The sequence below is a fragment of the Nostoc sp. JL31 genome (assembly GCF_017114965.1).
Taxonomy (GTDB): Bacteria; Cyanobacteriota; Cyanobacteriia; order Cyanobacteriales; family Nostocaceae; genus Nostoc; species Nostoc punctiforme_A.
In genome coordinates this window covers 82,610-107,707 of sequence record NZ_JABXKO010000119.1, presented here as the reverse complement: position 1 = coordinate 107,707, position 25,098 = coordinate 82,610, and the positions used below count along the sequence as shown (strand labels likewise).

Genomic DNA, 25,098 nt, shown 5'->3' with positions numbered 1-25,098 from the left:
TTTCAAGGATATGAGAATAAGCTGATGTGCAGATATTCTTACGCAAAGACACGGAGATACTATTTGAATGACGATTAGCTGACTACAAAATTTTATTAATTAATCACCTATTAGACCTTCCCAGAAATTAATTATTATCCATAAACCTCGTAGAAACGTAGCACTGCTACATCTTTACATTCTCTTTGTATTTCTTTGCGTTTAAAAAAGCTACGAATTTATGCAAAACTGTACTTAGTGTTTAGAAGAGGATTGAAACCTTTGCTCAAAGCCAATCAGCACTCCTGAACTGATTTGCTCTTTGACAAATGGTTCACCCGATTGGGTGAATGCGATCGCAGCATCCAGAACTACTCTGAAAGTAGAGCCACTTTTTTGCTGTTAGTGATCTCGCCGACAGCTAAAAAACTTTTACAATGGCTATGATTACCTTGAATATTATGCCAATTGCTTATATATCAAAGGGTCTAAGAGTGGATGAAATTGTAAAATCACGGCATAAACCAGATTTTCAACCAGAGAAGATCCCTCTGTTGGAAACAGTTGCTGCCAATTTACCGGGGATGATTTTCCAAATTCTGCAACGGCAGGATGGTTCTATATTTATCCCTTATATTAGTTCTAGTTGTAAATATTTGTATGAATTAGAACCAGAAGCTGTACAGGCAGACTTTCAGGTGTTATGTAAACTGATTCATCCACAGGATATAAAAGCTTTTACAGAATCTATTGCTGTTTGTCGCAATACTCTTACCCCTTGGCATTGGGAAGGCCGGATTGTTACGCCTAGTGGCAAACTTAAATGGATTCAAGGTATTTCGCAACCCGAATTACAAGCAGCAGGCGATTGTCTTTGGCATGGCTTGATTATGGATATTACAGACCGAAAACAAGCCCAAGAAAAACTGCAAGAGAGTGAGGCACGGTATAAAGCAATTTTGGATGCTATCCCCGATTTGATGTTTCGCATCAGCCGCGATGGCGAGTATCTAGATTTGAAAAGTGAGGGTGCAAATATCACTCTATCGAGAGAAGAAATAGTTGGAAAAAATTTGCAAGAGTTATTGCCGAGTGATGTTGCAGCCATTAGCCAAGTAGCGATCGCTAAAACTTTAGATTCTGGAACTTTACAAAGTTGTGAATATCAGCTAACAACGCCTTTGGGAATCAGAGATTATGAGGCGCGGTTGGTAGTGAGTGGCGCAGATGAAGTACTAGCAATTGTTCGAGATATCACAGATCGTAAACAAGGAGAAATCGCCTTACAAAATCTTGCTCAAAAATTTGCTAAAGCTTTTAGTTGTAGCCCCGATTCAATTACCATTAGCACCCTGCAAGAAGGACGCTTTATCGAAGTTAACGACAGTTTTGTGAATCTTTCCGGTTATGGGCGAGATGAGGCAATTGGGAAAACTTCGTTTGAGTTAAATCTTTGGGTAAACGATCGCGATCGCTTAAACTTAGTGCAAGAGTTGCAAAGTACGGGAGTTGCTCGTAACTTAGAAATTGATTTCCGGCAAAAATCTGGCGAGATAATTACAACGCTGCTGTCAGCCGAAGTCATTGACTTGAATGGTATTCCTGCCATTTTAGCAGTGCATCACGACATTACAGAACGCAAACAGGTAGAAGCACAATTACGCTTTTGTGCCCAACGCGATCGCTTGTTGGCAGAAACCCTAGTACGAATTCGGTCTTCCCTTAACTTAGAGGAAATTCTTCAAACCACCGTGACGGAAGTCAGGCACTTTCTGCAAGCAGATCGGGTTTTTATTGGTTTAAATAATACCGTCAATACCGTCAAAACTCTTGCTGAATCAGGAGATCCTAAGTATCCATCAGTCTCCGGTTGGTCTACAAATGATGAAGCTTATCTACAAGAATTAAGAAACTTACTAAAAGATAATGTTGTGGGTGTCGTTGATGATATAAAACAAGTAACATTATCTCCTAAAGTAAAAGCGCACTTTCAAAAATTCCAAACAAGGGCAACTTTGGCTGTACCAATTATGTTAAACAACGAATTATTTGGTGCATTAATTGCCAATCAATGCTCAGGGCCGCGTCATTGGCTGCCAATAGAAATTGATTTGTTACAGCAGATGTCAGAACAGCTAGCGATCGCGATTCAACAAAGCCAGATATGCCAAAAGCTAGCAGAACTCAACACTAATTTAGAACACCAAGTCCAAGAACGGACAGCACAGTTGCAGCAGAAAATGCAAGAAGTTGAAAAATTGCATCGTGTCAAAGATGTAGTTTTGCACACAGTTGCCCACGATTTACGAACTTCGGTGATGGGTAACTTGATGGTGTTAAAGAATTTGTTAAATCAGGGGCAGGTGCAGGGGAGCAGGGGAGCAGGGGAGCAGGGGAGCAAGGGAGCAATTACAGCAAGTCTTTCCCCTCTGCCCCCCATCCCCTCTGCCCTGCCTCTTTCCCATGCCCCATGCCCCATCCCCAATGCCCAATCCCCAATTCCAATATCTCGCTCAATCATCGAGCGGATGATTCAGGGCAACGATCGCCAACTAACAATGATTAACTCATTGCTAGAAATTAATTCTTGTGAAAAACAGGGTATTGAGATCAAAATCGAACCTGTGCAATTTAGCACCCTACTGGGAGGCACATTCGCCCAGTTGGAACCCATGCTGACACAAAATCAAGCCACTCTGAAGAACTTGGTTGCCGCAGACTTACCGTTAGTAATGGCAGATGAGACTCGATTGCAGAAAGTTTTAGTAAATTTGATCGCACATAGCTTACAAAATAATCCACCAGGATTAAATTTTACTCTGAGCGCTACCGTTGAGGGCGGAATGATTCGCACTCAGATTCAAGATGACGGTGTGGGAATGAGTAAAGTAGAGTGCGATCGCCTCTTCGATCTCCATGTCCGCGATCCTCAAGACTGTTGCTCTACAAGCATTGGCTTAAAAATGTATCTTTGTCGGAAAGTTATTAAGGCGCATGGCGGCGAAATCGATGTTATGAATAACCGCAAGCGTGGATTAACTTTCTGGTTTACACTACCTGTGTTCACTTCATCCGCAACAAATCGCCCATAAATCACCAAAAAATGAGAGGGTGTTATTTATGGCAATGTTGAGTAAAGGAAACACCCTCAAGGTATGGGCAAAGTTGCTCGGATGCTAATGGCTACTCCATTTACAACAGTGCAAAGCTGGTGTAGAAAAACCTTTTCTGCACCAATAACAGATGAAGTCACTACTCTTTACAGAGCTTGGCGTAACCGTTTTTTGTGGCAGAGATTGCGTTTATGGTTATGGCTAGCGCTGATCTGTCTGTTGTCTTTTACTTTGCGAGACATTTACGGACTGTTTTTTCCTTTTGCAGAGTTGCAGCAGCTGCCAGAAGAACTTAGAACTCAACGCCTGGTCATTAATGTTGCAATGCTTGCAAGTATAATTATTTGCTTTGCCTTACATAAAACTAAATTAGGTCGTCATCGTCCAGATTTATTATTTTTGGGGTCTTCTTGGTCAATTAGTTTAGCGTCGCAGTTGTTTGCAACCATCAGAGGTTTTGCACTACCTGATACCATCGGTTGGTCGCTGTTGTTCTTGAGCCAAGCTGTGTTGATGCCCGTCTGCTGGATTCTTCACTTGCTGACTCAAGTGAGTGTGCTGATTTACTACTTTGGTGTAAATACCGCTCTTGGGCTAAAAACACCAATCCCCGAACACCCAGAAATATATAATGTAACGTTCATTTTATACATTTTTTGGTTTTGTACTATATGTGACATCGGTGTTTATCTGTACGATCGCCTGCAACGTTCTGAATTTTTCGCCCGTCAAGAACTGGAATCTGCCTACCAAAAACTTAAGGTTGCCGAAGCCAAATATCGCAGTATTTTTGAAAACGCTGTTGAAGGGATTTTTCAAAGCAGCCCTGATGGACGTTACATTACGGCAAATCCTGCTTTAGCCAGAATTTATGGCTACTCCTTAGTAGACGAGGTGACAGCAAATTTCACTGATATTGAACAATTGTACGTTGACCCGAACCGCCGGGCAGAATTTGTGCGCCTGATGGAAAAGTATGGTAGCGTTTCCGAGTTCGAATCCCAAATTTATCGCCAAGACGGGAGTATTGTCTGGATTTCAGAAAAAGCCTACGCAGTCCGTGACGAACAGGGAAAATTGCTTTATTACGAAGGTTTGATTGAAGACATTACCCAACGCAAGCAAACTGAAGAAGAACTACGAGTCTTTTTCCATGCAGTTTCCCACGACTTACGCAACCCAGTACTGGGTACTTTAATGGTGCTGAAGAATTTGCTTGCCCGTTCAGAGGAAAATATTGCGATTTCCCGTTCAATTTTAGAGCGGATGATTCAAAGTAGCGATCGCCAACTAAACTTAATTAATTCGTTGATGGAAACTCATATCAGCGAGGTGCAAGGTGTTGTTTTGCAGCGTCAAACCGTACAATTACTGGCAGTTGTCGAAGCTGCGATCGTAGATTTAGAGCCATTGCTAGAGCAAAATCAAGCCAAGCTGACAAATCTGGTATCCGCAGATTTGCCATTAGTGAATGCAGATCCCACGCAACTATGGCGAGTTTTTTCTAACTTAATCGTGAATGCTCTGAAACATAATCCCCCTGGCTTGCTCTTGACAATTAACGCTACCCGTGAAGGTGAGATGATTTATTGTACTGTTAATGATAACGGCGTGGGCATTAGTCAACAACAAAGCGATCGGCTTTTTGACCTTTATTTTCGGGGTGCAAGTATCCGCAATTCTGTAAGTTTGGGATTGGGGTTGTATCTGTGTAAGCAAATCATCCATGCTCACGGCGGCGAAATTGGTATTAATAGCGCATTGAATGCAGGGGCAACCTTTTGGTTTACATTGCCTATTAGCTGACCTCCGGTTATTTATCCGCCAGCGATGCACTGAGCATAGCCAAAGTGTCGTACAAAATACCCAACTGAATTCTGACTTTTGATGAATTCTACTGTAAATCTTAGTATTAGTGACTAAAGTAACTATTGAAAGGTGACTTTAGATACATGCTTGTGCCTGATTATTCCAATTATATTGAGAATATACAAATCAATGCAACGGAAATTAAAGGATATATGAACCGCTTAAAATCTATTCTTCTTGGAGGCTTATTAGCAGCTACTTCAATTGCTGCTCTTTCTCAAAATGCTAATGCTGCTGAATTTAAATCTGAGCAAGAGCATTTTAATCGTAATAATACTGTAGCTTTTAATACTAATAAAGTCCAACACGAACGTCAAATCCGTGAACAACGCGCTCGTGCATTGCGTGAACGTCAAGCTCGTGAACGACGCGCTCGTGAATTGCGTGAACGTCAAGCCCGTGAACGACGCGCTCGTGAATTGCGTGAACGTCAAGTCCGTTTTAATCACTAAGGAATAAGAATTAAATAACAGACAATTTATGTCTTTGGCTTACCTCACCTTCAATCCCTCTCCTATATATTGGAGAGGGAAGGTAGATACAAGATGAAGTTTTGCATTTTATTTAACTCACATTCCTAAGCTGAAAATTTTCCCTCATATTACGTTAGGAGAGTATTGCTACTCTCCTTTTTTTGTTTGCATAAATCTTTTCAAATTAATGCCAAAATAATCTTATTCAAGGCGCTGCTCAAAAAATTAGGCGCTTTTTATGCAAATTATGACTAATATGATGTTTGAAATCAACATTTGCATCTAACTATGGGGTTTAAAATAACTCGTAATGACGCTCCTACGTCGCTCTAAGCGTTCGCGGTAGCGTCTCGTAGAGAAGCCATGCCAAAGGCTTTACGCTGCGCTAACGTAATTCGTAATTCGTAATTAAATAGGACTTACGCAAAATACCTCTCAAACTCTTATTCCTCCGTGTTCTCTGTGCCTCTGTGGTTCGATTTTCCGTTACCTGTGCGTAAGTCTTATTAAGGGACTTCCAAGTAAAAAAATATTCCATCCCTGTGTCAGCAGAGGGGGCAGAGGGAGCAGAGGGAGAAAGAATCTGAACATTTTATTTGCATTCACAGTTGAATAATTTAATTTCTGGAAGTCCCTAAAGACTGTTATAGCAGTCCTATCTGATTCGTGAAAAATATAAAATTTGAAAACGAATCGCAAAGGACGCGTTCGCGGAGCGTCTCGTCAGAGAAGGGAGCAAAGGGAAGAAATAAGAAAGAGATATATAATTTTCAGAAATTATTTATGACTGCTATATATATAGGATTAAAATAATTCGTAATTAGTTAAATTATAAGCATAATGAAAAGCGGAAGCTCAGGCAAAACTCTGTATGCTCAAATTTACTCAATTTAAACCACCTAATTACGATGCCGCAGTTACTTTTACTCTGGCGCTGACAGCAGAAGAACGTACCCGCAGCCGTCATCGTTTTGAAACGGAAGATGGTATTGTGTTTTTACATTTACCCAGAGGAACTGTTTTACACGATGGCGATATTCTGCTAGAAGAAAGCCATAGCAGTTTAATCAGAATTACTGCCAAACCAGAACTAGTGCTGACTGCCTTTGCCCAAACACCACTTTTATTATTACGGGCGGCATACCATTTGGGAAATCGCCATGTACCTGTAGAAATTACTCCGACTTATTTACGCTTGTCTTCAGATTCGGTTTTACGCACTATGTTGGAACAACTTGGGTTAGAAGTTAAAGAGGAAATTTCATTGTTTCAGCCAGAATTAGGAGCTTATGGACAACAGCATCATGCTCACTGATAGTCATCTTTTGAGTATTTTACAGTTGGCTAGCCCCGCTTTACCTGTGGGAGCATATAGTTATTCTGAAGGCTTAGAAATGTTGGTGGAAAATGGTACGATCGCTAACCACACACATCTCAAAGATTGGTTAAAAGCAGAGTTACTCTATGGGGCAATTCGGTTAGAGGCGGCAGTGATGGTACGATCGCAGCAATCTGCAAAAATGGGTGATGTAGAGTCGCTATGCCGTTGGAATCTGTGGTTATCCGCAGCTAGGGAAACAGAAGAATTACGCGCCTCTAGTTGGCAGATGGGGCGATCGCTCATCCAATTACTTGGTAAACTAGAACCGCAGATTATACCTATTGCCAATGCTGTGGGTAATCCTTGCAATTATGCGATCGCTTTTGGCATTGCTATTGCCCATTGGCAAATTAGCATCCAAGCCGCATTACTCGGATATCTGCATAGTTGGGCAAGTAATTTGATTACTGCTGGCGTGAAACTCATCCCTCTTGGACAAACATCAGGACAGCAGTTATTGCTAGATTTGCACCCATTACTCAATGCTGCGGCTTTAGAAATTCTCGCGTTGGAGGATGATCAACTCGCCTGTTGTAGTTGGGGTTTGTCGCTGGCGAGTATGCAGCATGAAACGCAGTATACAAGGTTGTTTAGGAGTTAGTCATTGGTCATTGATCATTCGTCAAAAACTAATAACTAATAACCATCTACCAAGCGAAAGTGACAAATAACAAAGGACAAAGGACAAAGGACAAATGACAAATGACAATGAACGCATTTCGAGTAGGGGTTGCTGGGCCAGTGGGTTCGGGGAAGACGGCTTTGGTGGATGCTTTGTGTAAGGGATTGCGTGAGCAGTATCAGATTGCGGTGGTGACGAATGATATCTATACTCAGGAGGATGCTCAGTTTTTAGTGCGTTCTCAGGCGTTGGCTAGCGATCGCATTTTGGGTGTAGAAACTGGCGGTTGTCCTCACACTGCTATCCGCGAAGATGCTTCGATGAATTTGGCGGCAATTGAACAGTTAGAGGAACGTTTTCTCGATTTGGATTTAGTATTTTTGGAAAGTGGCGGCGATAATTTAGCTGCTACCTTTAGTCCAGAATTGGTGGATTTAACAATTTACGTCATTGATGTTGCGGCTGGTGATAAAATTCCCCGCAAGGGTGGCCCCGGTATTACGAAATCTGATTTGTTGGTGATTAACAAAACTGACTTAGCGCCTTATGTTGGTGCAGATTTAAGTGTGATGGAACGAGATGCTAAAAAAATGCGCGGTGATAAACCTTTTATTTTTACTAATTTGAAAACTCAGTCTGGACTTGCAGATGTAATTAACTTTGTTTGCACAAATATCTGTTAAAAAGAATTTTATAACCCACGGAGGTGGGTAAAGTCTCGTGTAGACGCGGTTTTTAACCGCCCTTTCTTTCTATAAAGCCCTTAGATGCCGACTTCGCACCCGTTCAGCACTACCAGTAGGAATCGCAGCAATTAATTTTTGTGTGTATTCCTCTTTGGGTTGTTGGTAGATGCTTTCGGCTGTGCCTTCTTCAACAATTTGACCGCGATTCATGACTAAAATGCGATCGCTCATAAATTTCACTACACTTAAATCGTGAGAAATAAAAATATAAGTAAGCTGAAAGTCTGACTGTAACTCTTTGAGAAGATTTAATACTTGCGCCTGTACTGAAACATCCAGCGCTGAAACTGATTCATCGCAAATGATAAACTTAGGATTTAACGCCAAAGAACGGGCTATGCAAATCCGTTGACGTTGACCGCCAGAAAACTGATGAGGATAGCGGTTAATTGCATCTGCACTCAACCCGACCCGTTCTAAGAGTTCGGTTACTCGTTGGCGTCGTTGTTGCTTTGTCTTCCCCACGGAGTGAATTAACAAAGGTTCCATTACCGCATCCCCAACCTTCATCCGGGGATCGAGGGAACTAAAAGGATTTTGGAAGACTATTTGCATTTCCCGCCGCAGTTTTTGCAACGGTTCTCCTTTGAGGCTAGTAATATCTTGTTTCTCAAAGATAATCTGACCACTCATCGGTTCAATTAAGCGCAGCAAGGTTCTGCCAAGGGTGGTTTTCCCGCAACCAGATTCTCCCACCAAACCTACTGTTTCTCCTGGCTTGACATCAAAGGAAACGCCATTAACTGCCATATTGTAGCGTTTTGTCCCACCAAACACCCCACGCACTGGAAAACCAACTTTCAGGTTGCGGATTTGCAGCAGGGGTTCCTTCTCATTAAAATTTGCCAATCTTGCGGCAATCTCTTCGGTGGTGACTTCTATAGGTTGTGCAGGTTCTTTCGCTTGAATTACTACTTGTCCCGTTGGTGTCTCTTCTGCACTCATGTAGTCGGAAACGGTGAGTAATTTTTGGGGACGGCGGTCAAGTGTGGGGCGACAAGCTATCAAACCTTTAGTATATGGATGCTGGGGACTGCTGAAAATTTGCCGAGAAGTACCAGATTCAACAACTTTGCCTTTATACATCACCGCTACTTGGTCAGCAATTTCTGAAATTAGCCCCAAGTCATGCGTGATGAAAATCATTGCCATGTCACGGCTTTGCTGCAATTCTCGCAACAAGTCCAAAATCGTCGCTTGCACTGTTACATCCAAAGCTGTGGTTGGTTCATCGGCAATTAAGATTAATGGGTTGCAAGAAATTGCCATTGCAATCATCACCCGTTGCAACTGACCCCCAGAAAGTTCATGAGGGTAGCGTTCCAGCATGGCTTCTTTGTGTTGTTTAACCAACTGTGCCAACTTTGATGGTTCTAGTTTCGATGTATTGTCGTTGGTTTGATGCGAAGTTTCGATATACTGCTGCTGGATATCTTCATCACTAGGTAGAAGTTTAACCTCTTGTAGACCTGCGATCGCAATTTGTCGTGCTTGGGCTGCTGACACATTTTGATGGCGCACAATCGCTTCTGTTAGCTGAAACCCAATGTTATAAACTGGATTAAGCGAACTCATCGGTTCTTGAAAAATCATGGCGATGTCGCCACCCCGGTGTAACTGCATTTGCTCAGGAGGCAATTTTACCAAATCGATTGCGTTGCCATTCTCCTGCGGACGAAACCAGATTTCACCACCAGTCACTATACCGGGAGTCTGCAACAAACCCATCACAGCTAAGGCTGTCACTGATTTACCACTCCCCGATTCTCCTACTATTCCTAGAGTTTCACCTCGATGCAGCGCAAAGGAAATACCATCCAAAGCTCTGTTAATGTTGCCATCACCGGGAAATTCAACTTGGAGATTGCGAACCTCTAGGACAGTTTCTCTCATAGGAGTTGGGTAGGAATTCTAACTTAAAATTATCTGGATTTTAACAAGAGTTTTGATGTATATGTAAGTAAATATGGTTTTTACACTTTTTGGCAGTTTTATCACATACTTCCACAATATACACGCATTTGCGATATAGAACTGCTTGTGACTTATGCAAATTGCGATCAGCTTATGGTATCCTCTTTTTTCAGAGTTCCAGTCTTTACGTAACAGCATTAACTACAGAAAATTGCCACCACGAACAAAACAGCCAGGAGAGGAAATCCGTAAATTGGTTAAGGAGCGATCGCCAGTCTGCAATGTTGAGTTATGCTTTTGCAGTGCTTGTCCTCGTTTTTCTGATTAAACATCTCCAGTAATCATTGCCAGTATAGGTCTGGATTGTGTTGGTATGGTAGAGAGGTTTTGATGAAATGCCAGAAGTACGGCAGGATTATTCAAGATTTGGGCAAACGCGGACACTGGGGATATCGGAATTTACTTCCTCCTTCTGGAAGCAAATAACCCTATTCCGTCAAAGTGGACAGTTAAATAATCCAGCGATGCCTGCGGCGGGCTACGCCTACGCTAATCGCTGTTCTGCCCTCCAAAAACATTTGCCACCACTGTGCTATATCATAAGTTTTGCCAAAATTGACCAAATGTAAGAAGCTGAGGCTTTGGATTTGGAGATTAAAATAGAGTAAGTAAAGGTAGGATTTACTTGATTAGGAGGTTCTATGATGACTTTACAAGAAATTATTAATTCTATTGAAAGTTTGCCCACAGAAGATCGAGAGTATTTATTTGAGTTTCTTCGCCAGCAACGAATTGAGAATCGGCGGGTTGAAATTTTGGCTAATGCTCAGGAGGTGATACAGGCTTTTAAGGATGGGACAGCTCATAGGGGAAGCGTTGACGATTTGATCGCTGATTTACTCGGAGATGATGATGGAAGTTGTCTGGAGTAGTGGATTTAAGCGCTCTTTTAGGAAGATTACAAAGAAAAACCCGCAATTAAAGAATCAAATTGTTAATGTATTAAGGCTTTTGGCAGATGATCCATTTACACCGTCTTTGAAGTCTCATAAGTTAACAGGAAATTTAGCGGGTTTGTGGTCTTGTTCTGTTGTTTATGATTGTAGAATTATCTTTAATTTATCCGAGGATGAGAAGTTATTAGAAATGGTTATTTTATTGATTGATATTGGCAGCCATGATGAAGTTTATTAAATTGTAAAATAGAGGCTGAAGCTTGGGATTGAGAGATTAAAATTCTCTAACCCTAACTGCTGGATAGCTAAACTAAGCGATGTCTCACGACAAGATGTAAAGCGTCAACGCAGACAAAAAAATAGCACACCCTCAAGGATGGCTATTTGCAGAAATTATCTAACTGTAATGTTAGTTATTAAATTGAATACACGCTCAACTACCAACTTTAGAAGGGAATATCATCTGGATCTGGTTCTTGCTCTTTCACTGCTGGATAAGTGGTTCGCTCATAATTTGTTGGTTGGGGTACGGGTTCGTAAGTTGTCGTTTGGGGAGTAACACCAACAGGATTTGTCGCTGGGGTAGGTGCTGGACGCGGTGACTCGTAGCTGGGAACGTCTTTCTGTGCAGGACGAGATGCTGATGGTTGTCGTGGAGCAGTTTCAGTGAATGATGGAGTTACGGTTGCTGAAGGCAATGGATCGGTATTAAAACTACCTCCAACAGATTGAATTTGTTGCACCGTAAATTCAGCACGTTTTTCTTTAAAACCTTCCATCGCAACAGTATTCATAGTTAAACGTCCTACCAGGATGACGCGATCGCCTTGGTGGTAGTTTTGCTGAATTTCTGTCGCTAAATTCCCCCAGCCGACAACTTTCAGCGTCGCTGGCGGATCTTCTGGTTTCTGGGAATTGGGAAACTGCACTAGCATTTCCGTTACTCCCAAATTATCCGCCGTATAGCGGAGTTGCGGTTCGTTAATAATTTCCGCCATCAAAACGCAGCTGTTCATTAAAATTACTCCTGACTGCAAAAAGTACTGATTGAAAAAGAGAGGGTTTTTCTATGTAGTGCCAATTAATATCTATATAGGTTTAATTGTTTGCATTTTTTAATAATGTTTGAACAAATTTTCTACATCCGCTCTGAGTTTTTAGTCCTTTCTAGCATAAAAGCCAAGCGATCGCTTTGAACAGCATTGAGTATACCGTTCGCCACCCTCGCTTGACTAAATTGAGCATTCAATTCTGCATAGAGTAGTATAATTGTACCACTTATTGATTAAATAGAAAAAATTCTTGCCAAGAATTAAGTCTTAACGTGAACTGGAAAAACACCCAAGGCGATCAACCTGGCTGGAAGGTCGCGCAAGACGGGTAAGCGCAAAAATGCAGGTGGTACAAAGGTGCGATTTGAGGAGAGAACCGGGGCCAATACCCGCTTTTGGATAAAAGTTTGAAACGCCTGAATGATGCGTGTGGGCAACTCACGTTGACGTTGTACTTTTGCTAGGTCACTAAGTTGTACTTCTCCGTTTTTGAGTGGTTTGCTGAGTACATTCGCCGCGACTACAGCATCTTGAATCGCGTAGTTAATGCCAACTCCACCAACGGGGGACATTATATGAGCTGCATCACCGATGAGTAATAGTCCCGGATGATACCAGCGTTTGACACGGCTGGACTCGACTGAGAGAAAAGCTATCTGTGACCAATCATGTAAATTTTGGATGCGTTGCAGAAATTCTGGCACAACTTCGACAACAGATTTTTTTAATTCCTCCAAACCCGCAGCGCGTAGTTGTTGATAGCCTCCTTTGGGGATGATATATGCAACTTGCCACTCATCACCACGGTCAAGCATGGCAATGATTTTACCTTGACCAAAGCGCCCCATTCCCCCCTCCGGGTCTTCTGGCTGACGCGGTAGGCGAAACCAGAGGAGCATCCATTGGCGGCGAGGTTTCGATGGACTCAAACTCACCCAGGTGGCGTAAACGTGAGTGGCGACCGTCTGCACCCACTGTCAGTATTGCCCGGATTTCATGCCAACCACCGCCTCCCCGATAACGGACACCTTGAATTAAGCCATTTTCGGCAATTAATTCCTGTACATTCGCACCCATCACCAGATGGAAATTAGGATATTTTTGTGCTTCTTGGGTGATGAACTCCAGAAATTTCACCTGGGGAAGCATTGTAATGTATGGACAAGGTTAACGCTTGGGTCTTGGGAAAGATTTTTAGGTACATCGGTAGTCATCACAACACCTCTTGATAGCCCTAAAATTTAGGGTAGTTTGCTTTTGATGGTGCAAGCTGTTTTTTTAACTTTTCGTATTTACATAGAAGGTGTATTATGATGGGCGCTAAACTGTCATTGGTCATTAGTCATTTGTCCAATGCCCCATGCCCAATGCCCCATGCCCAATTCCCAAATTAGTTGTGTCCCAAGTTATTTTAGAAAACGTTTATAAAAGTTTTTCCTCGCGTAAAGAGGAAAGTGTTACCTCACAAACCCAATCTCCCCTCACGCCTGGGGAGAAAACTGATGCAGCGCAAGAACGTGCGGGAAGTGTTAACGTTTTGCGGCGGATTAACCTGACGATCGCAGATGGCGAGTTTATGGTGTTGGTAGGCCCTTCTGGTTGTGGTAAAAGCACTCTGCTGCGGTTAATCGCCGGCTTAGAAGTGATGACTGGCGGTAATATCTGGGTAGGCGATCGCTTAATCAATGACCTACCGCCCAAGGAACGCGACATCGCAATGGTGTTTCAAAATTACGCCCTTTATCCTCACATGACGGTGTATGACAACATCGCCTTTGGGTTACGCCGTAGGGAAAGCAGGGGAGCAGAGGAGCAGGGGAGCAGAGGAGAAAATACTTCCTCGTCTCAATATCTTCAGGCGTGGGCAGAAAATCTTTTTGTGGGGGCGACCAGAAAGTTACCTAAAGGATTGCGCTACATTTCTGACAAAGAACGAGCAGTGAATGAGCAGGTGCGTAGTGTTGCCCAACTGTTGCAAATCGAAACATTGCTGAATCGCTTACCCAAACAGCTATCTGGGGGACAAAGACAACGGGTTGCATTGGGACGAGCGATCGCGCGTGACCCTCAAGTATTCTTAATGGATGAGCCGCTTTCTAACTTAGATGCCAAACTACGGGCGGAAACCCGCGCTCAAATTGTCAAATTGCAGCGTCAATTGGGGACAACGACAATTTACGTTACCCATGACCAAACAGAAGCGATGACAATGGGCGATCGCATTGCGATTATGTCTGAGGGTAAAATTCAGCAAGTTGCTTCTCCCTTAGAACTCTACAACCGTCCTGCCAACCTTTTTGTAGCAGAATTCATTGGTTCACCACCGATGAATTTTATTCCTGTAGAATTTCATGCCCCGCAGTTGATTACTCATTCCCAGTTGCGTTTCACTCTGCCAGAAGTTTGGGGAAAAGCTTTACAAAAATATGATGGGAAAACTCTAATTTTAGGCATTCGCCCAGAACACTTGAACTTGAGTATGCCTGCCACCAAAAATCTACCAGTGCAAGTAGATGTGGTAGAAAATCTCGGCAACGATTCTTTTCTCGCTGTTAAGATTGCCGACCCAGGATCTCAACCTGCTACTACAGCCAAATTCCTACAAGTGCGAATCCCACCAGACCGATTTGTACAACCTGGCGAGCAACTTTGGTTATCGCTAACTCCAGAGAAAATTCACTTTTTTGACCCGGAAACTGAGTTGGCTATATTTCCTTAAGACTATCCGCGCCTAATTGGTAGAATACGCACTCTGGATTGGGCTTGGTCAACAGTGACCAATGCGCCTATTTCTAGTGAAGACTCAAACTGATTCAGGGCTGAAATAACTAGATTTTCGATACTGTTCGGCAAAACATCCTGGGTACGAACCTGAATGACACTAGGAGTATCGACACCTGTCGCAGCTAGCAGGGAACCGAAGTCTAAATCGTGAGTAAAGACGATATATCCATTAGTTCTTGCCCACTCCATAATTATTGAATCTTTCTCGCGGGGATCGCCAATGGTAGACCAGTGGACAGCGGAGATATTATACCTCTCAAAAACCGCAACCCAATCAGGAGAAAGGTTCATATCAATCAAAATTTTCATGCGCTTCTGAGAGGAACTTCAATCTCTTCAGCCCGCCATGCAGCGTAGGCAAGTGCTTCATAGATGTCGGCTTCTTCGAGGTAAGGATATGCCTTAAGGATGTCGCTATTACTATGTCCAGATGCCATTAAGCCAACGACAGTACCAACGGTGACACGCATTCCCCGAATACAGGGTTTGCCGCCCATAACTTCAGGATTGCGAGTAATTCTAGTGAGATTTTGCATAATTTTTGTAGAGTAGCAGTGGGGTTATTGGATTGAGCATCCTAACTTTCACAAGTACGATCAAATGTCATTGAAAATCAATCTTCTTGAGAAAGAATTAAATTTAGAATATTCATTTCTTTAGACTGGAATATTTGATTTTCATTAAATAGGTTTTTTCCTAATTTATCCATTGCACCACTATTAAAAACTACATAAGGAATATTTTGATAATTAGAGTCAATGGGCAAAATATTATATGCTAAAGCAAGTGTAGAAACGTACCGAGCTAAAATATCCCGTAAAGAGACATTATCAATTCTTCTCTCATTTTCAAAATAGTCTTCAAAAGCCTGAAAAGATAAAAATGTCTGTATAGGCAAAGCATAATAACGTTCTGACGAAAGAGAAGTTTGGGTTAATTTTTGTGAGCGTTCTAATTCACTAAAAATTGTTCTAGTCAAGTCTATTAAAGAATAAGCAGCACTAATAATTTGTTTTGGATATTTTCCTGACTTTACTAAAAGTTGAAGTTGTTTAATAAAAGCTTCATTTCGCTCTCGGTCGAGAATTTTTTCTAAGTCAATATAATTAGTTTCTTTAACTAGTTTCTCTGATAACGGTACAATGAGTAAACTACCTCTAACATAGGTTTTTTCAATTGGTGGTAGACTCAGCAAATTATCAAGGCTAGTCTCGATTTTTAATAACAAATTAAATCCTATTGAAACATAAGATACTTCTTTATTTTCAGAAAGTGATTTTTTTTGAGAATAAGGACTTATTTCAATTTTTTTAGCTACCTTAGTATCTAAAGTAAAAGTTTCATCTGTAATTTCGTCTGAGCTTACTGACTGGACAAATATGTGATAATTAAATATCAGCTTGTCAGCAGGATAAGAATTTGCATTTATCAGACTTGCAGGCTTACTCAAAAATTGAAATTCATTAAAAGATAAACATTGACCAATTGAATCTGAAACTTGTCTAACAAATATTCTATCTCCCTGAATTTGATTTAGAAAAAGATGATTTTCAACTACGTCTTGTATTGTCAGTGAGGCGTCAGCAGTAATCACTTTCAGATTAAAGCCGTATTCAGGATTTAACAAATCATAATCTTCAACAAAATCTAAAATCCCGTGTAGAAAAGCAACTCCCTCTTGGGAACCTGTAATTTCGTCAATCATAATGAAAATATTTTTCATGCGACTGGCGATTTCTTTCATCTTCTTTGGAATAACTCCAGGAGGCTTTTTGGAAGAATTATAAGCACTACTAAATATTCTGCCGAAATGCTTTAAAGTATTACCGTAGCGAGTTTCCTTTAAAGACTGCATTGAGGCTGTAGCAATAATATTATTAGGTAAATCAGGATTAATGATACAGGTGTGAATTGCTTCACACAAACTTGCTAAGACTCCAACCTCACGGTGTTTTTCTACTTGTACCAAGTTATCTGTATGTCTAACCAAGCGACTAGGAAAGTCAGATACTTTGTCTTTTAAATTTCTAGCATCTAAAAATTTTACTTGCCCTATTTGATGTTCGTTAGTCAGGTTATTATTATAGTACTCAACAACGTAACCTCCATTGGCATCATCAACTATTCTTTTATTGGTGTTAATACAAATTAAATTATCCGAAACTAATTTTAAGCTATTTTCCTCTGTAAACTTGTCAATAATATCTCGGTTAACCTGAATTCGAGGACTGACATATATTAGGAGTGATCCCTCATGCAAGTGGTTAATAATTTGCTTTGCAACTGCTGTAGTTTTACCAATTCCAGGATTCCCCGTCAAAAACAGCAATGGTATTCTAGAATCTGCAAGCGCTCGATGTATCAACTCTGCATGAGCATTTCTAAATTCTGTTTCTTTTAGGTCTAGCGATCGCTTAATATATTCAGGTACAATACCGGCCGTATTAAAAAAATCTTGCCCTGCTTCAAATACTTCAGTATTTGGAATATAATTTATTGTATCTTTTTTGGTTTCAACTATATCTTTGACAAACCTGTTGCCATCCTGAAAGTTTCTAGCTGCATTACTTTTAATGACTTCAAGTAACGTGTTACGGCTGTCACTAATATCTTTGTCACTTTTATTTTTGTATATTTCATAACAATTTTTTAATATTTCTAGGCTATTTTGAGCATTGTCTTTATCTTTAGTCAAAGCAATACCGTTAATCATTCTGTCACTATAGCCAAAGCAATTAAACTTCACTGCATCATCTCGTGATATTTTACCTGATGACAACAGAAATTTATAAAAACTCCAAGCATAACTAGAAGCTTGGATAACCTTCACTGCTTCCTTGTCTTTAGTCTTGAAAGCACAGAAGAAGCGAGTCAATTCTTTAGAATATATCTCGTTAAGTTTATTGTTATTGTCGCTACTATTTCCAGTATCGATACCGAGTCCACAAAAACTAGACTTGGAACGCACATAATTTAACTCAGTATTTAATGATTCTACCAGACTTTGAATGTTATTTAAGTCAGTTATAGAATGAATAGCAGAAGTGGTAAAAGTGGATAAGTCTACAACTAAAATTCGATACTTACCCATATACCGCAGCAATAAGAGAGTATCTGCTTTCAGAAACTCCCCTCCATCCATATAACGACTGATATCTACGTTTTCAAATCCCTGAATTTCTAAAATTTCCTTGTAGCAGTCAGGAGTATATCTCTCTAAATTTTTGATACCAAAGGCATTTTCATTGTGAAAATCACACTGAAAATAGATAATTTCTATTTTGTTTTTAATTAGCCAGCCAGATGCTTCTATATATTCTCGCACAAAGCTGTAGCCTGAAGTCCATCCTTTTTGAATAAATAATTTTACCCAATCTCCAATAATTTCTTGATGAGATTTATCTATAAAATTATTAGCTATAGACTTTTGGATATTATGCAAAGATAACTTACTTAAAGGCTGAAGATAAACATCGCCGTAGTAATGTTTTAACTTGGAATGCTGAAAGTAAGTTAAAATGCCGATATTAAAACTTATTTCAAATACTCGACCTAAATTAATGCCTAAATCATTTCCCATAAAGCACACTCCTAATTTCAGTCAAAAAGGCTAAGTTATTAAACTTAACATTCTTCACCGAGTAAGTATAAGTAGATATTTTACCGATACCTTCGTCACCAATTAGTTTACTATAAGGGTTCAGCTTGAGAGCAATGTTTATATTTACTTCGTATCGAGAAAAATGAAATAAAGCAATGTATTGTAAAATCGTCTTTTGTAAAGGCGAATCTTTATCTAATAACCCTTCTATAATATCTTTTGTATCACCTACGTCATAAATATTTAATAAAGTACTGTAGCAAACTACACTATTAAATATAGTGCGCTTTTTATCTACACAACGACCTGTAAAGAGGTTGAGAAACACTCTGGTTTTTTGACTTTTATCCACAGATAACTTCTCTAATTCTTCAATATCAGGAATATAAAAAGAATCAGCTTTCCCCTCAACCAAGTTGATAGCAGGATAGTTATCCATAAATATTGGATATAGCTTGATATCTGGCTTACCTGCTTTGAGATACTTAACTACATCCTGAGACATGAAAAATAATGAATCTGGGTCTGATTCCAATTTAGTTATACCCAAACTCCTAGTATAGGGAGCTTTCGCTATGTATAAAAAATGTCGATAACCTTGTTGGTAAAGTTTACTAATTTCATCTCTCACAACCTCTGATTCTGTAGATATTTTAGAATGAGGTTGATTGTCTGCAAATGTTTTGATAGGTTCAACCTTGACTGCTGTATCAGATACCTGATTAATAACAATAATTTCGCCATATATATTTGAAATTCTGACAGGTTTATCTTTTTCATCCCAAACTGCATCACTCAACCAGCTAGAAACAACAATAATTGCTAATTTATCCAGTTGAGCCTGATAACCTTCTTGCAACTCGAAAGTTTTAGGAATTAAAGCGTACAATGATGACAAGGCATTTTGGACTTTATACTTATCTATATACTTATCTGTTGTTTTAAGATTTAATCCTTGAGCATCAGCCATACAATCTCGACGAAGAATATGTGCTAATGACTTTGATAAAGAATTAAGAAAAACTTCATCTTCTGTTGTTTTCTGAGTATCTTGGAGATGAAATCTAAAAATTGGAATAAAAAGTTTTTCTTGTTTTTCACTATCTAGACTAATTTGCTCTCGACAAATACTAATGCACAAGTAACTTAATAAAGTGAAGACCTGCTGATATATAGTTGCTTCTGGTGATTGAGTATTTTTAAATATTACTTCTCTTACTTCCTTAATTTTATAATAAATAACTATGATTTTTTCTTTTGCAAAGTATTCATCATATATTGGGAGAGATATAGACCTACCATCTTTCTCTCCTATTGGAGAAAATATTACAGGTAATCCTTTAATACCTGTGATATCATACTCCATCGAGAAATTTTGCTTATCACTATCTGTAAAATAGCGAACATCATCAAAGGTAAAAGTAACAGATAATGAACTAAGAGATTGTTCATTTACAGTAGGTGGTAAAACCTCCACATAAGCCAGAGCTTCTCTAGCTTGGGCTTTAAAATTTGCTTGGTTTTCTTGATTTAAATCAAGTTTCAAAAAACTATGAGTATTAATAATTTTTGAGACATTTTTATGCAAAACCGCTTTGTTAATACATAATTGTACTCTTTTAGAAAAAGATGGCAATATTTCTTTTTTCTTAAGAAAGGTTTGCAGCAGATTTCTTAAGGCTGCTAATTTTCGTTCGACTTGACAAACATCCTTATTCAATATCAAAGCGTGAATTTTGATTAATAAATTTGTAACTTCCTCATCAGAAATACCGACTTTGAATTTATTTAAAATATCGTCCTTAAATTTAGGAGTAGGATCGTAATCTTTATCAGGTATCTCGCCTTCTTCATCAACAGCGAAAACGAAGTAATAAAGACAAGCAATTTTCAAAACTTTTTCTTTAAAGTTCTTGGCTTTTACAGGATCTTTTAGTTGGTCTTTATGACGTGGACTGGTGGGGTCAAGTTCAGTCATATAGTAATTCACGACTGAATTTTCATGATAAGAATTTACAGAACCATTGAGCTTTAATCTCACACCCAAGTTGAATTCTTGGATACCTCTGTCTTGATCTATGCTTTCTCCTATCATTCCTTCATACTCAGGAATAATAGGCAAGATATCAAAGGCATTTGCTTGAGAAAAAGCTGTCCTGAGATTAACAGGCTTATCAAGTAAATAACTTACTTCATAATCGGGATCATCTAAATCTGGATCGTTGATATAATTTATTAATAATCTCAGCCGCTTAATCAATGTTTCTAAATATTCAAAACCCTGTGTATTGGAATTACGTAGATTAGTTTTGGCACATTCTATTCTCAAATAATCCAAATAATCTATTTTGATATCTCGTAGTAGTCTCGGAAGAGATTCAGTATCTACTATTTTTTGAAATTTAGTAAGTTCAGATTCTTTTTGCTCTGATATATTATCTAAAATTTCTGTAAGTTTTTGCCAATCTTGTGAATCGGGTCTAGTTATAGTATCTATGTAGCTTTTAAGGCTCTCTAAAAACCTATTATTAAAATTAGATATGCCTTCAAATTTGACGTTCAAGTGATGAGCTTTTATGACTGATTCTGTACCCTTTCGCCTCTCTTGAGCCAAGCTATTCTAAATAACTAATTGCTGAGATGTAAAACTATAAGGCTTGTTAAAAGGATATTTAAATGGTAACTCAGCTTGAGCGCTAATAAAATCAGATAATGGTGTGCAAAGATTGTCTAAGGAAGATTGAGTTTGGTTTTCTCCACAAGCAGTAACAAGTTGTCTTCTCAATTCATCTCTAATAGCTTGGATTTTAGAATAAAATTCTGTTTCCAACTTAAAATTGACAGTTGCTGCTTTAATGCCTATATTCTGCGTTAAAGGACTTTGTGGACGTTGATTGGTATTGGTAGCAATTTCATAGGCAATTTCATAAGCTGATATTCTGAGTTTCTGTCTATCTGGAGAAAATTTGAAAAGAGTCTTTTTTTTAATTAACTTTAAAACTGTGTCTAATAATGGAATATAATCTAATTTTGCTAAGGGATTTAAACTTTCTTCAATAGAATGTCCTGATGTTGATGTCATGATGCAACCACTGTTTAGAAATATTTCAATTTTGTGACTTATCCTGGAAGATTGATGCGCTTAAATAGCAGCCAACAGAGTAACCTGGTAGAATGAATTCAGAGTTTGTAAGACTTATCTTATAACCCGAAAATTTTAATTCAGCTATATCGCTAGTTTTGAAGACTTACGCTTATCTGGTGAATATTATAGTATAAATGTACCAAAAGGTTGCTTTTAGAAAAAAGTTTAAAATTCTTAATTTTTAGTAAAAATAGTTTATTAATCAATTTGGTAAAAAAGTGCTTTCAACTGTAAAGTAGCGATGCCTACGGCGGCAAGCTACGCACCTCATTACACCCCAAATTCCACAAGTGCGTAGCTGTAAGGCTTATCGTCAGACATTGCACTTTCAAAGTTACTAATTTGTAGAAGTGCTAAAAGATAGTGCAGATGCTTCCAGTAGATGCGGATGGTGGCGTTCCCAAAAACTCAAAATCTCTTCGCCAACCTGTTGAGGATAGAAGTAGTGAAAAAAATGATATCCTTCTGGGCATTCCCAGAGCTTATCTTCTGGCTTCAACCAATTTAACCAATCATGCAATACAGTTGAGTTGACTACCGGATCACTCTTGCTACCACATACCATCATTGGTATCGAAACTCCACCCTTGGGTAAATAAACCAACTTAAATAAAGAGTGTGACGTGGGAGATTGTTCTAAATCTTTATCTAAGGCAGCTACTAACTTTTTAGTGGTATGAGCTGGTTGATTTCCAAAAAGACTGCGAACGCTGCTTGCTAAAACTAATTCACGGCTGATGCTAAAAAGTTGTCGTTGAAAGTAATAGTGAGCTTGCCAATTGTTTGCAGGTTGAGCTGCTACAGCCAGCAGGGTAAGCGATCGCACTTTTTGGGGAAATCGCCGCGCAAAGGTTAAGGCGATCGCACCACCCATACCATGACCTGCTAAATGCACGGGGCGATCGCGCCATTCTAAAAACTCATATAGCAAATCCACTGCTTGATCTATGGAACTCGCTTCATCTTTGCTTTGCTGATATTCCCACTGGGCGACATTTATATACCTAGATAAATATTCAAGTAATGGTTTATCAAAACGCTTCAAAATAGGACTAGCATTTAACCACAGAACATCAAATGAATCAGACATAAATACCTATAACTTCTAAATTATCAATTTCAATAAAGGCGCACAGCTAGCTGTGCGCCGCAAATCTCTACAAACCAAATTCTGTCTTCAACTGAGCAACCCAAGTTTTAATTCGCTCGTCTGTTAGATCGGATTGACTACCTTCATCAAGTGCCAACCCAACAAACTTGCCATTTTTCAAAGCTCTAGAATTCTCAAAGTCATATCCCTCAGTTGGCCAGTAACCAACAGTTTTACCACCCCGTTGGGAAATTTTTTCTTCTAGAATTCCTATTGCATCCTGGAAGTTATCGGCATAGCCATATTGATCTCCATCACCAAAATAGGCAACCAACTTACCACTAAAATCTATTTCATCTAGATCGGAGAAAAAGCTTTCCCAATCGCTCTGAAGTTGACCAATATCCCAAGTAGGAGAGCCAATAATCAGCAAGTCATACTCATCAAAAGTGCTACTATCCGCCTCGTAAATGGGATGCAATGTCACAATATCATCACCAAACTCATCCCGAATTTTTTCAGCATCCGATTCAGTGTTGCCAGTTTGAGTACCGTAAAACAAACCAATTTTTTTTGACATATTGACACCTGATAAATAAATAGTTGTGTGCTTTGCTGAAAAGTCGCCCTGAGAAGTTGGTTAATCCAAGGTTTCCTACTCATCAAGGCATCGACTCCAGTGTTTGAACAGCCACGCAAGTCAAAAGCGTTATCTTTTTAGAAAGTTTGCAAATAGCTGAAATACATCGCCCGCTTAATGAGTATTACTCTCAATAACTCTGAAGATATACTACCAGACTTATTGAGAGTCTTTTTCATTTATTTTGGTAAACTTTTGTTAAGTATTTCAGAAAACAAACCGAAAACTAGACGAGGCAGCAAGAACTCTTGTACCTTAATTGGTCAGAAACCTCGCACTTACTCGAATAGAAGTAGTGAGATGAACGCCTGAACAAAAAGCATTTCTCAGTTACTGGAGTTTAGACAAAAAGCGATACAAGACTTGATCTTGGAAGAGTTATGTGATATTGTTCTTTAGCTGATTCAAGTACGGTAACTGTGTCGAGTTACCGTACTTTTATATTAAGAGTGAATAATGCACTCTGCAAGAGGATAGTTTAAATCAAACGGAAATTGCCCCTTATGCCAAAAGACTGGTTTGAATGGCACGATCTTTACAATAGTGAGCCAAAATTGCAGCAACGACTGCAAATTGTTCGGGAATATATTTCTCATAGTTTGGATGTATCTTTACCGGGAATCATTCGTGTAGTCAGTGTTTGCGCGGGTGATGGGAGAGATTTATTAGGGACGTTATCAAAGCACCCCCGTGCAAAAGATGTGTATGCACGACTCGTTGAACTAGATCCGAAGTTAGTTGAACGTGGAAAACTAGCTATAGAATCAGCTGGTTTGGCAAAGCAAATTGAGTTTGTTAATGGCGATGCCACAAATTCCTCCAATTATGCAGGAGCAGTGCCAGCAGACATTGTGATTGTGTGTGGTATATTCGGCAATTTAGCTGACGAAGCTGAACTGAATCGCTTACTTCGGAACTTAAGTTTATTAAGTAAAAAAGGTTCCTTAATAATTTGGACTCGTGGAGAGACTAAAGATATTCGCCATTCTGATACTGTCCGCAAACTTTTACGTGAAGCTGATTTTGAAGAAGTTAGTTTTAAGCTCACTCCTACAGGAGATATGGCAGTAGGACTTCATCGTTATCTCGGTGAAGGTTCGGCTTTACTAGAGAATCAACAGTTATTCGTGTTTTCCGGCACTCCAAATAGAGCAGCACAGCCAGTTTTTCAAACCTCTGGAGAATGAATCAGACTCTTTTCTAGAACAATTTGCTGAAAGCAGTTTTCAGCTATTTAATCAAGAAAATTGATAAATAGTGCGATCGCTGCTCAAAATATCGATAACGCTTGTAGAGACGCGATTTATCGCGTCTTACGATATCCTCACAAAACATCCCTATAATTACTGGTTTCAAAAATCACTTCGGTAAAGGAGGCTAGAGGGTGTAAGTTTTTTGTGCATTTATGAAATTAATCCAAATACTAAAACTAGCCGTAATTCCGGTTTTGACTGTATTTAGCTTTGTGTCTACATCAAATACAGCACTAGCTGACTATTTAAATAGTCAGGGTTCAGGAGGTAATTACCGTTATGAATTATGGTCTAGCGATGATAATAGTCATTACTATTTGAAAATTTGGTCATCTGAAGCAAGTCCAAACAGTGACGCATACTCTACAAATGGAGCATTCACCTCTACTAGGGAAGCTCTAATTTATTTTGATTGCAATTACGCTGAGAGAAGTTTACCAGAATGCCCTCGATGAGAATTTTGAACCCCCCTCAATATAA

At 39.5% G+C, this 25,098-nt stretch carries 22 protein-coding genes and 1 pseudogene; 13 read left to right on the top strand and 10 right to left on the bottom strand.

Annotated elements, in window-relative coordinates; genetic code table 11:
* Positions 1-416: 416 nt before the first annotated feature.
* The 6 genes from HWQ43_RS31995 to ureG all read left to right on the top strand — a co-directional run bounded on the left by HWQ43_RS31995 (position 417) and on the right by ureG (position 8,120).
* On the top strand, positions 417-3,071 hold the full coding sequence (locus tag HWQ43_RS31995; protein ID WP_292741117.1) for a PAS domain S-box protein: 2,655 nt from the start codon (positions 417-419) through the stop codon (positions 3,069-3,071).
* Between the two features lie 87 nt (positions 3,072-3,158).
* Complete coding sequence (locus tag HWQ43_RS31990; protein ID WP_292741116.1) at positions 3,159-4,898, top strand: ATP-binding protein; 1,740 nt, start codon at positions 3,159-3,161, stop codon at positions 4,896-4,898.
* A 146-nt stretch (positions 4,899-5,044) separates the two neighbouring features.
* Complete coding sequence (locus HWQ43_RS31985; protein WP_292741114.1) at positions 5,045-5,413, top strand: hypothetical protein; 369 nt, start codon at positions 5,045-5,047, stop codon at positions 5,411-5,413.
* A gap of 892 nt (positions 5,414-6,305) precedes the next feature.
* Complete coding sequence (gene ureE / locus HWQ43_RS31980) at positions 6,306-6,749, top strand: urease accessory protein UreE (RefSeq protein WP_292741112.1); 444 nt, start codon at positions 6,306-6,308, stop codon at positions 6,747-6,749.
* Entirely contained in the window at positions 6,724-7,416 is a 693-nt protein-coding gene (locus HWQ43_RS31975; protein WP_292741111.1) for an urease accessory protein UreF, read from the top strand. Before ureE ends, HWQ43_RS31975 begins: the two co-directional genes overlap by 26 nt.
* 107 nt (positions 7,417-7,523) lie before the next feature.
* Entirely contained in the window at positions 7,524-8,120 is a 597-nt protein-coding gene (gene ureG, locus HWQ43_RS31970) for an urease accessory protein UreG (protein ID WP_292741152.1), read from the top strand.
* A 69-nt stretch (positions 8,121-8,189) separates the two neighbouring features.
* On the opposite strand, the gene HWQ43_RS31965 is transcribed toward ureG, so the two are convergent.
* Positions 8,190-10,076 carry an ABC transporter ATP-binding protein gene (locus tag HWQ43_RS31965; protein ID WP_292741109.1) on the bottom strand — a complete coding sequence of 629 codons (1,887 nt, stop codon included), beginning with the start codon at positions 10,074-10,076 and terminating at the stop codon, positions 8,190-8,192.
* Between the two features lie 154 nt (positions 10,077-10,230).
* On the opposite strand from HWQ43_RS31965, the gene HWQ43_RS31960 reads away from it, so the two are divergent.
* The 4 genes from HWQ43_RS31960 to HWQ43_RS31945 all read left to right on the top strand — a co-directional run bounded on the left by HWQ43_RS31960 (position 10,231) and on the right by HWQ43_RS31945 (position 11,291).
* Complete coding sequence (locus HWQ43_RS31960) at positions 10,231-10,425, top strand: hypothetical protein (protein WP_292741107.1); 195 nt, start codon at positions 10,231-10,233, stop codon at positions 10,423-10,425.
* 67 nt (positions 10,426-10,492) lie between these two features.
* Positions 10,493-10,726: a hypothetical protein gene (locus tag HWQ43_RS31955; protein ID WP_292741105.1), complete on the top strand. Its 234-nt coding sequence runs from the start codon at positions 10,493-10,495 to the stop codon at positions 10,724-10,726.
* Positions 10,727-10,798: 72 nt separating this feature from the next.
* Positions 10,799-11,029 (top strand): hypothetical protein, encoded by a 231-nt coding sequence (locus HWQ43_RS31950; protein ID WP_292741103.1) that lies wholly within the window; start codon positions 10,799-10,801, stop codon positions 11,027-11,029.
* Positions 11,010-11,291, top strand: a complete 282-nt coding sequence (locus HWQ43_RS31945) for a type II toxin-antitoxin system YafQ family toxin (protein ID WP_366932939.1) — start codon at positions 11,010-11,012, stop codon at positions 11,289-11,291. Before HWQ43_RS31950 ends, HWQ43_RS31945 begins: the two co-directional genes overlap by 20 nt.
* Positions 11,292-11,499: 208 nt before the next feature.
* Here HWQ43_RS31945 and HWQ43_RS31940 read toward each other — a convergent pair whose 3' ends face one another.
* Positions 11,500-12,069 carry a single-stranded DNA-binding protein gene (locus HWQ43_RS31940; RefSeq protein WP_292741099.1) on the bottom strand — a complete coding sequence of 190 codons (570 nt, stop codon included), beginning with the start codon at positions 12,067-12,069 and terminating at the stop codon, positions 11,500-11,502.
* A gap of 296 nt (positions 12,070-12,365) precedes the next feature.
* Positions 12,366-13,266, bottom strand: a pseudogene (locus HWQ43_RS31935) (FAD-dependent oxidoreductase); the annotation flags it as partial.
* 235 nt (positions 13,267-13,501) lie between these two features.
* Between HWQ43_RS31935 and HWQ43_RS31930 the strand changes: the two are divergent.
* Complete coding sequence (locus tag HWQ43_RS31930) at positions 13,502-14,824, top strand: ABC transporter ATP-binding protein (protein ID WP_292741097.1); 1,323 nt, start codon at positions 13,502-13,504, stop codon at positions 14,822-14,824.
* A gap of 2 nt (positions 14,825-14,826) precedes the next feature.
* Here HWQ43_RS31930 and HWQ43_RS31925 read toward each other — a convergent pair whose 3' ends face one another.
* The 7 genes from HWQ43_RS31925 to fldA all read right to left on the bottom strand — a co-directional run bounded on the left by HWQ43_RS31925 (position 14,827) and on the right by fldA (position 23,305).
* The gene (locus tag HWQ43_RS31925) at positions 14,827-15,198 is read right to left on the bottom strand and encodes a DUF5615 family PIN-like protein (protein WP_292741095.1); all 372 of its coding nucleotides are present in this window, start codon (positions 15,196-15,198) and stop codon (positions 14,827-14,829) included.
* A complete protein-coding gene (locus HWQ43_RS31920; RefSeq protein ID WP_292741094.1) occupies positions 15,195-15,425 on the bottom strand; it encodes a DUF433 domain-containing protein in 231 nt (76 codons plus the stop codon). The genes HWQ43_RS31925 and HWQ43_RS31920 overlap by 4 nt, the downstream gene beginning before the upstream one ends.
* 77 nt (positions 15,426-15,502) lie before the next feature.
* A complete protein-coding gene (locus tag HWQ43_RS31915; RefSeq protein WP_292741093.1) occupies positions 15,503-18,469 on the bottom strand; it encodes a hypothetical protein in 2,967 nt (988 codons plus the stop codon).
* On the bottom strand, positions 18,459-21,104 hold the full coding sequence (locus HWQ43_RS31910; protein WP_292741091.1) for a hypothetical protein: 2,646 nt from the start codon (positions 21,102-21,104) through the stop codon (positions 18,459-18,461). The genes HWQ43_RS31915 and HWQ43_RS31910 overlap by 11 nt, the downstream gene beginning before the upstream one ends.
* A gap of 6 nt (positions 21,105-21,110) precedes the next feature.
* On the bottom strand, positions 21,111-21,572 hold the full coding sequence (locus tag HWQ43_RS31905) for a hypothetical protein (protein ID WP_292741090.1): 462 nt from the start codon (positions 21,570-21,572) through the stop codon (positions 21,111-21,113).
* 400 nt (positions 21,573-21,972) lie between these two features.
* Positions 21,973-22,725 (bottom strand): alpha/beta fold hydrolase, encoded by a 753-nt coding sequence (locus tag HWQ43_RS31900; RefSeq protein ID WP_292741088.1) that lies wholly within the window; start codon positions 22,723-22,725, stop codon positions 21,973-21,975.
* A gap of 67 nt (positions 22,726-22,792) precedes the next feature.
* Positions 22,793-23,305: a flavodoxin FldA gene (gene fldA, locus HWQ43_RS31895; protein WP_292741086.1), complete on the bottom strand. Its 513-nt coding sequence runs from the start codon at positions 23,303-23,305 to the stop codon at positions 22,793-22,795.
* Between the two features lie 563 nt (positions 23,306-23,868).
* On the opposite strand from fldA, the gene HWQ43_RS31890 reads away from it, so the two are divergent.
* Together HWQ43_RS31890 and HWQ43_RS31885 are read left to right on the top strand one after the other, a co-directional pair.
* Positions 23,869-24,552, top strand: a complete 684-nt coding sequence (locus tag HWQ43_RS31890; RefSeq protein ID WP_292741084.1) for a class I SAM-dependent methyltransferase family protein — start codon at positions 23,869-23,871, stop codon at positions 24,550-24,552.
* A gap of 218 nt (positions 24,553-24,770) precedes the next feature.
* On the top strand, positions 24,771-25,073 hold the full coding sequence (locus HWQ43_RS31885; protein ID WP_292741082.1) for a hypothetical protein: 303 nt from the start codon (positions 24,771-24,773) through the stop codon (positions 25,071-25,073).
* Positions 25,074-25,098 lie beyond the last annotated feature (25 nt).

Coding starts and splice junctions, on each gene's coding strand:
- HWQ43_RS31995 (WP_292741117.1), top strand. CDS start 417: ATGGCTATGATTACCTTGAATATTATGCCAATTGCTTATATATCAAAG.
- HWQ43_RS31990 (WP_292741116.1), top strand. CDS start 3,159: ATGGCTACTCCATTTACAACAGTGCAAAGCTGGTGTAGAAAAACCTTT.
- HWQ43_RS31985 (WP_292741114.1), top strand. CDS start 5,045: ATGCTTGTGCCTGATTATTCCAATTATATTGAGAATATACAAATCAAT.
- ureE (WP_292741112.1), top strand. CDS start 6,306: ATGCTCAAATTTACTCAATTTAAACCACCTAATTACGATGCCGCAGTT.
- HWQ43_RS31975 (WP_292741111.1), top strand. CDS start 6,724: ATGGACAACAGCATCATGCTCACTGATAGTCATCTTTTGAGTATTTTA.
- ureG (WP_292741152.1), top strand. CDS start 7,524: ATGAACGCATTTCGAGTAGGGGTTGCTGGGCCAGTGGGTTCGGGGAAG.
- HWQ43_RS31965 (WP_292741109.1), bottom strand. CDS start 10,076: ATGAGAGAAACTGTCCTAGAGGTTCGCAATCTCCAAGTTGAATTTCCC.
- HWQ43_RS31960 (WP_292741107.1), top strand. CDS start 10,231: ATGCAAATTGCGATCAGCTTATGGTATCCTCTTTTTTCAGAGTTCCAG.
- HWQ43_RS31955 (WP_292741105.1), top strand. CDS start 10,493: ATGCCAGAAGTACGGCAGGATTATTCAAGATTTGGGCAAACGCGGACA.
- HWQ43_RS31950 (WP_292741103.1), top strand. CDS start 10,799: ATGATGACTTTACAAGAAATTATTAATTCTATTGAAAGTTTGCCCACA.
- HWQ43_RS31945 (WP_366932939.1), top strand. CDS start 11,010: ATGGAAGTTGTCTGGAGTAGTGGATTTAAGCGCTCTTTTAGGAAGATT.
- HWQ43_RS31940 (WP_292741099.1), bottom strand. CDS start 12,069: ATGAACAGCTGCGTTTTGATGGCGGAAATTATTAACGAACCGCAACTC.
- HWQ43_RS31925 (WP_292741095.1), bottom strand. CDS start 15,198: ATGAAAATTTTGATTGATATGAACCTTTCTCCTGATTGGGTTGCGGTT.
- HWQ43_RS31920 (WP_292741094.1), bottom strand. CDS start 15,425: ATGCAAAATCTCACTAGAATTACTCGCAATCCTGAAGTTATGGGCGGC.
- HWQ43_RS31915 (WP_292741093.1), bottom strand. CDS start 18,469: ATGGGAAATGATTTAGGCATTAATTTAGGTCGAGTATTTGAAATAAGT.
- HWQ43_RS31905 (WP_292741090.1), bottom strand. CDS start 21,572: ATGACATCAACATCAGGACATTCTATTGAAGAAAGTTTAAATCCCTTA.
- HWQ43_RS31900 (WP_292741088.1), bottom strand. CDS start 22,725: ATGTCTGATTCATTTGATGTTCTGTGGTTAAATGCTAGTCCTATTTTG.
- fldA (WP_292741086.1), bottom strand. CDS start 23,305: ATGTCAAAAAAAATTGGTTTGTTTTACGGTACTCAAACTGGCAACACT.
- HWQ43_RS31890 (WP_292741084.1), top strand. CDS start 23,869: ATGCCAAAAGACTGGTTTGAATGGCACGATCTTTACAATAGTGAGCCA.
- HWQ43_RS31885 (WP_292741082.1), top strand. CDS start 24,771: ATGAAATTAATCCAAATACTAAAACTAGCCGTAATTCCGGTTTTGACT.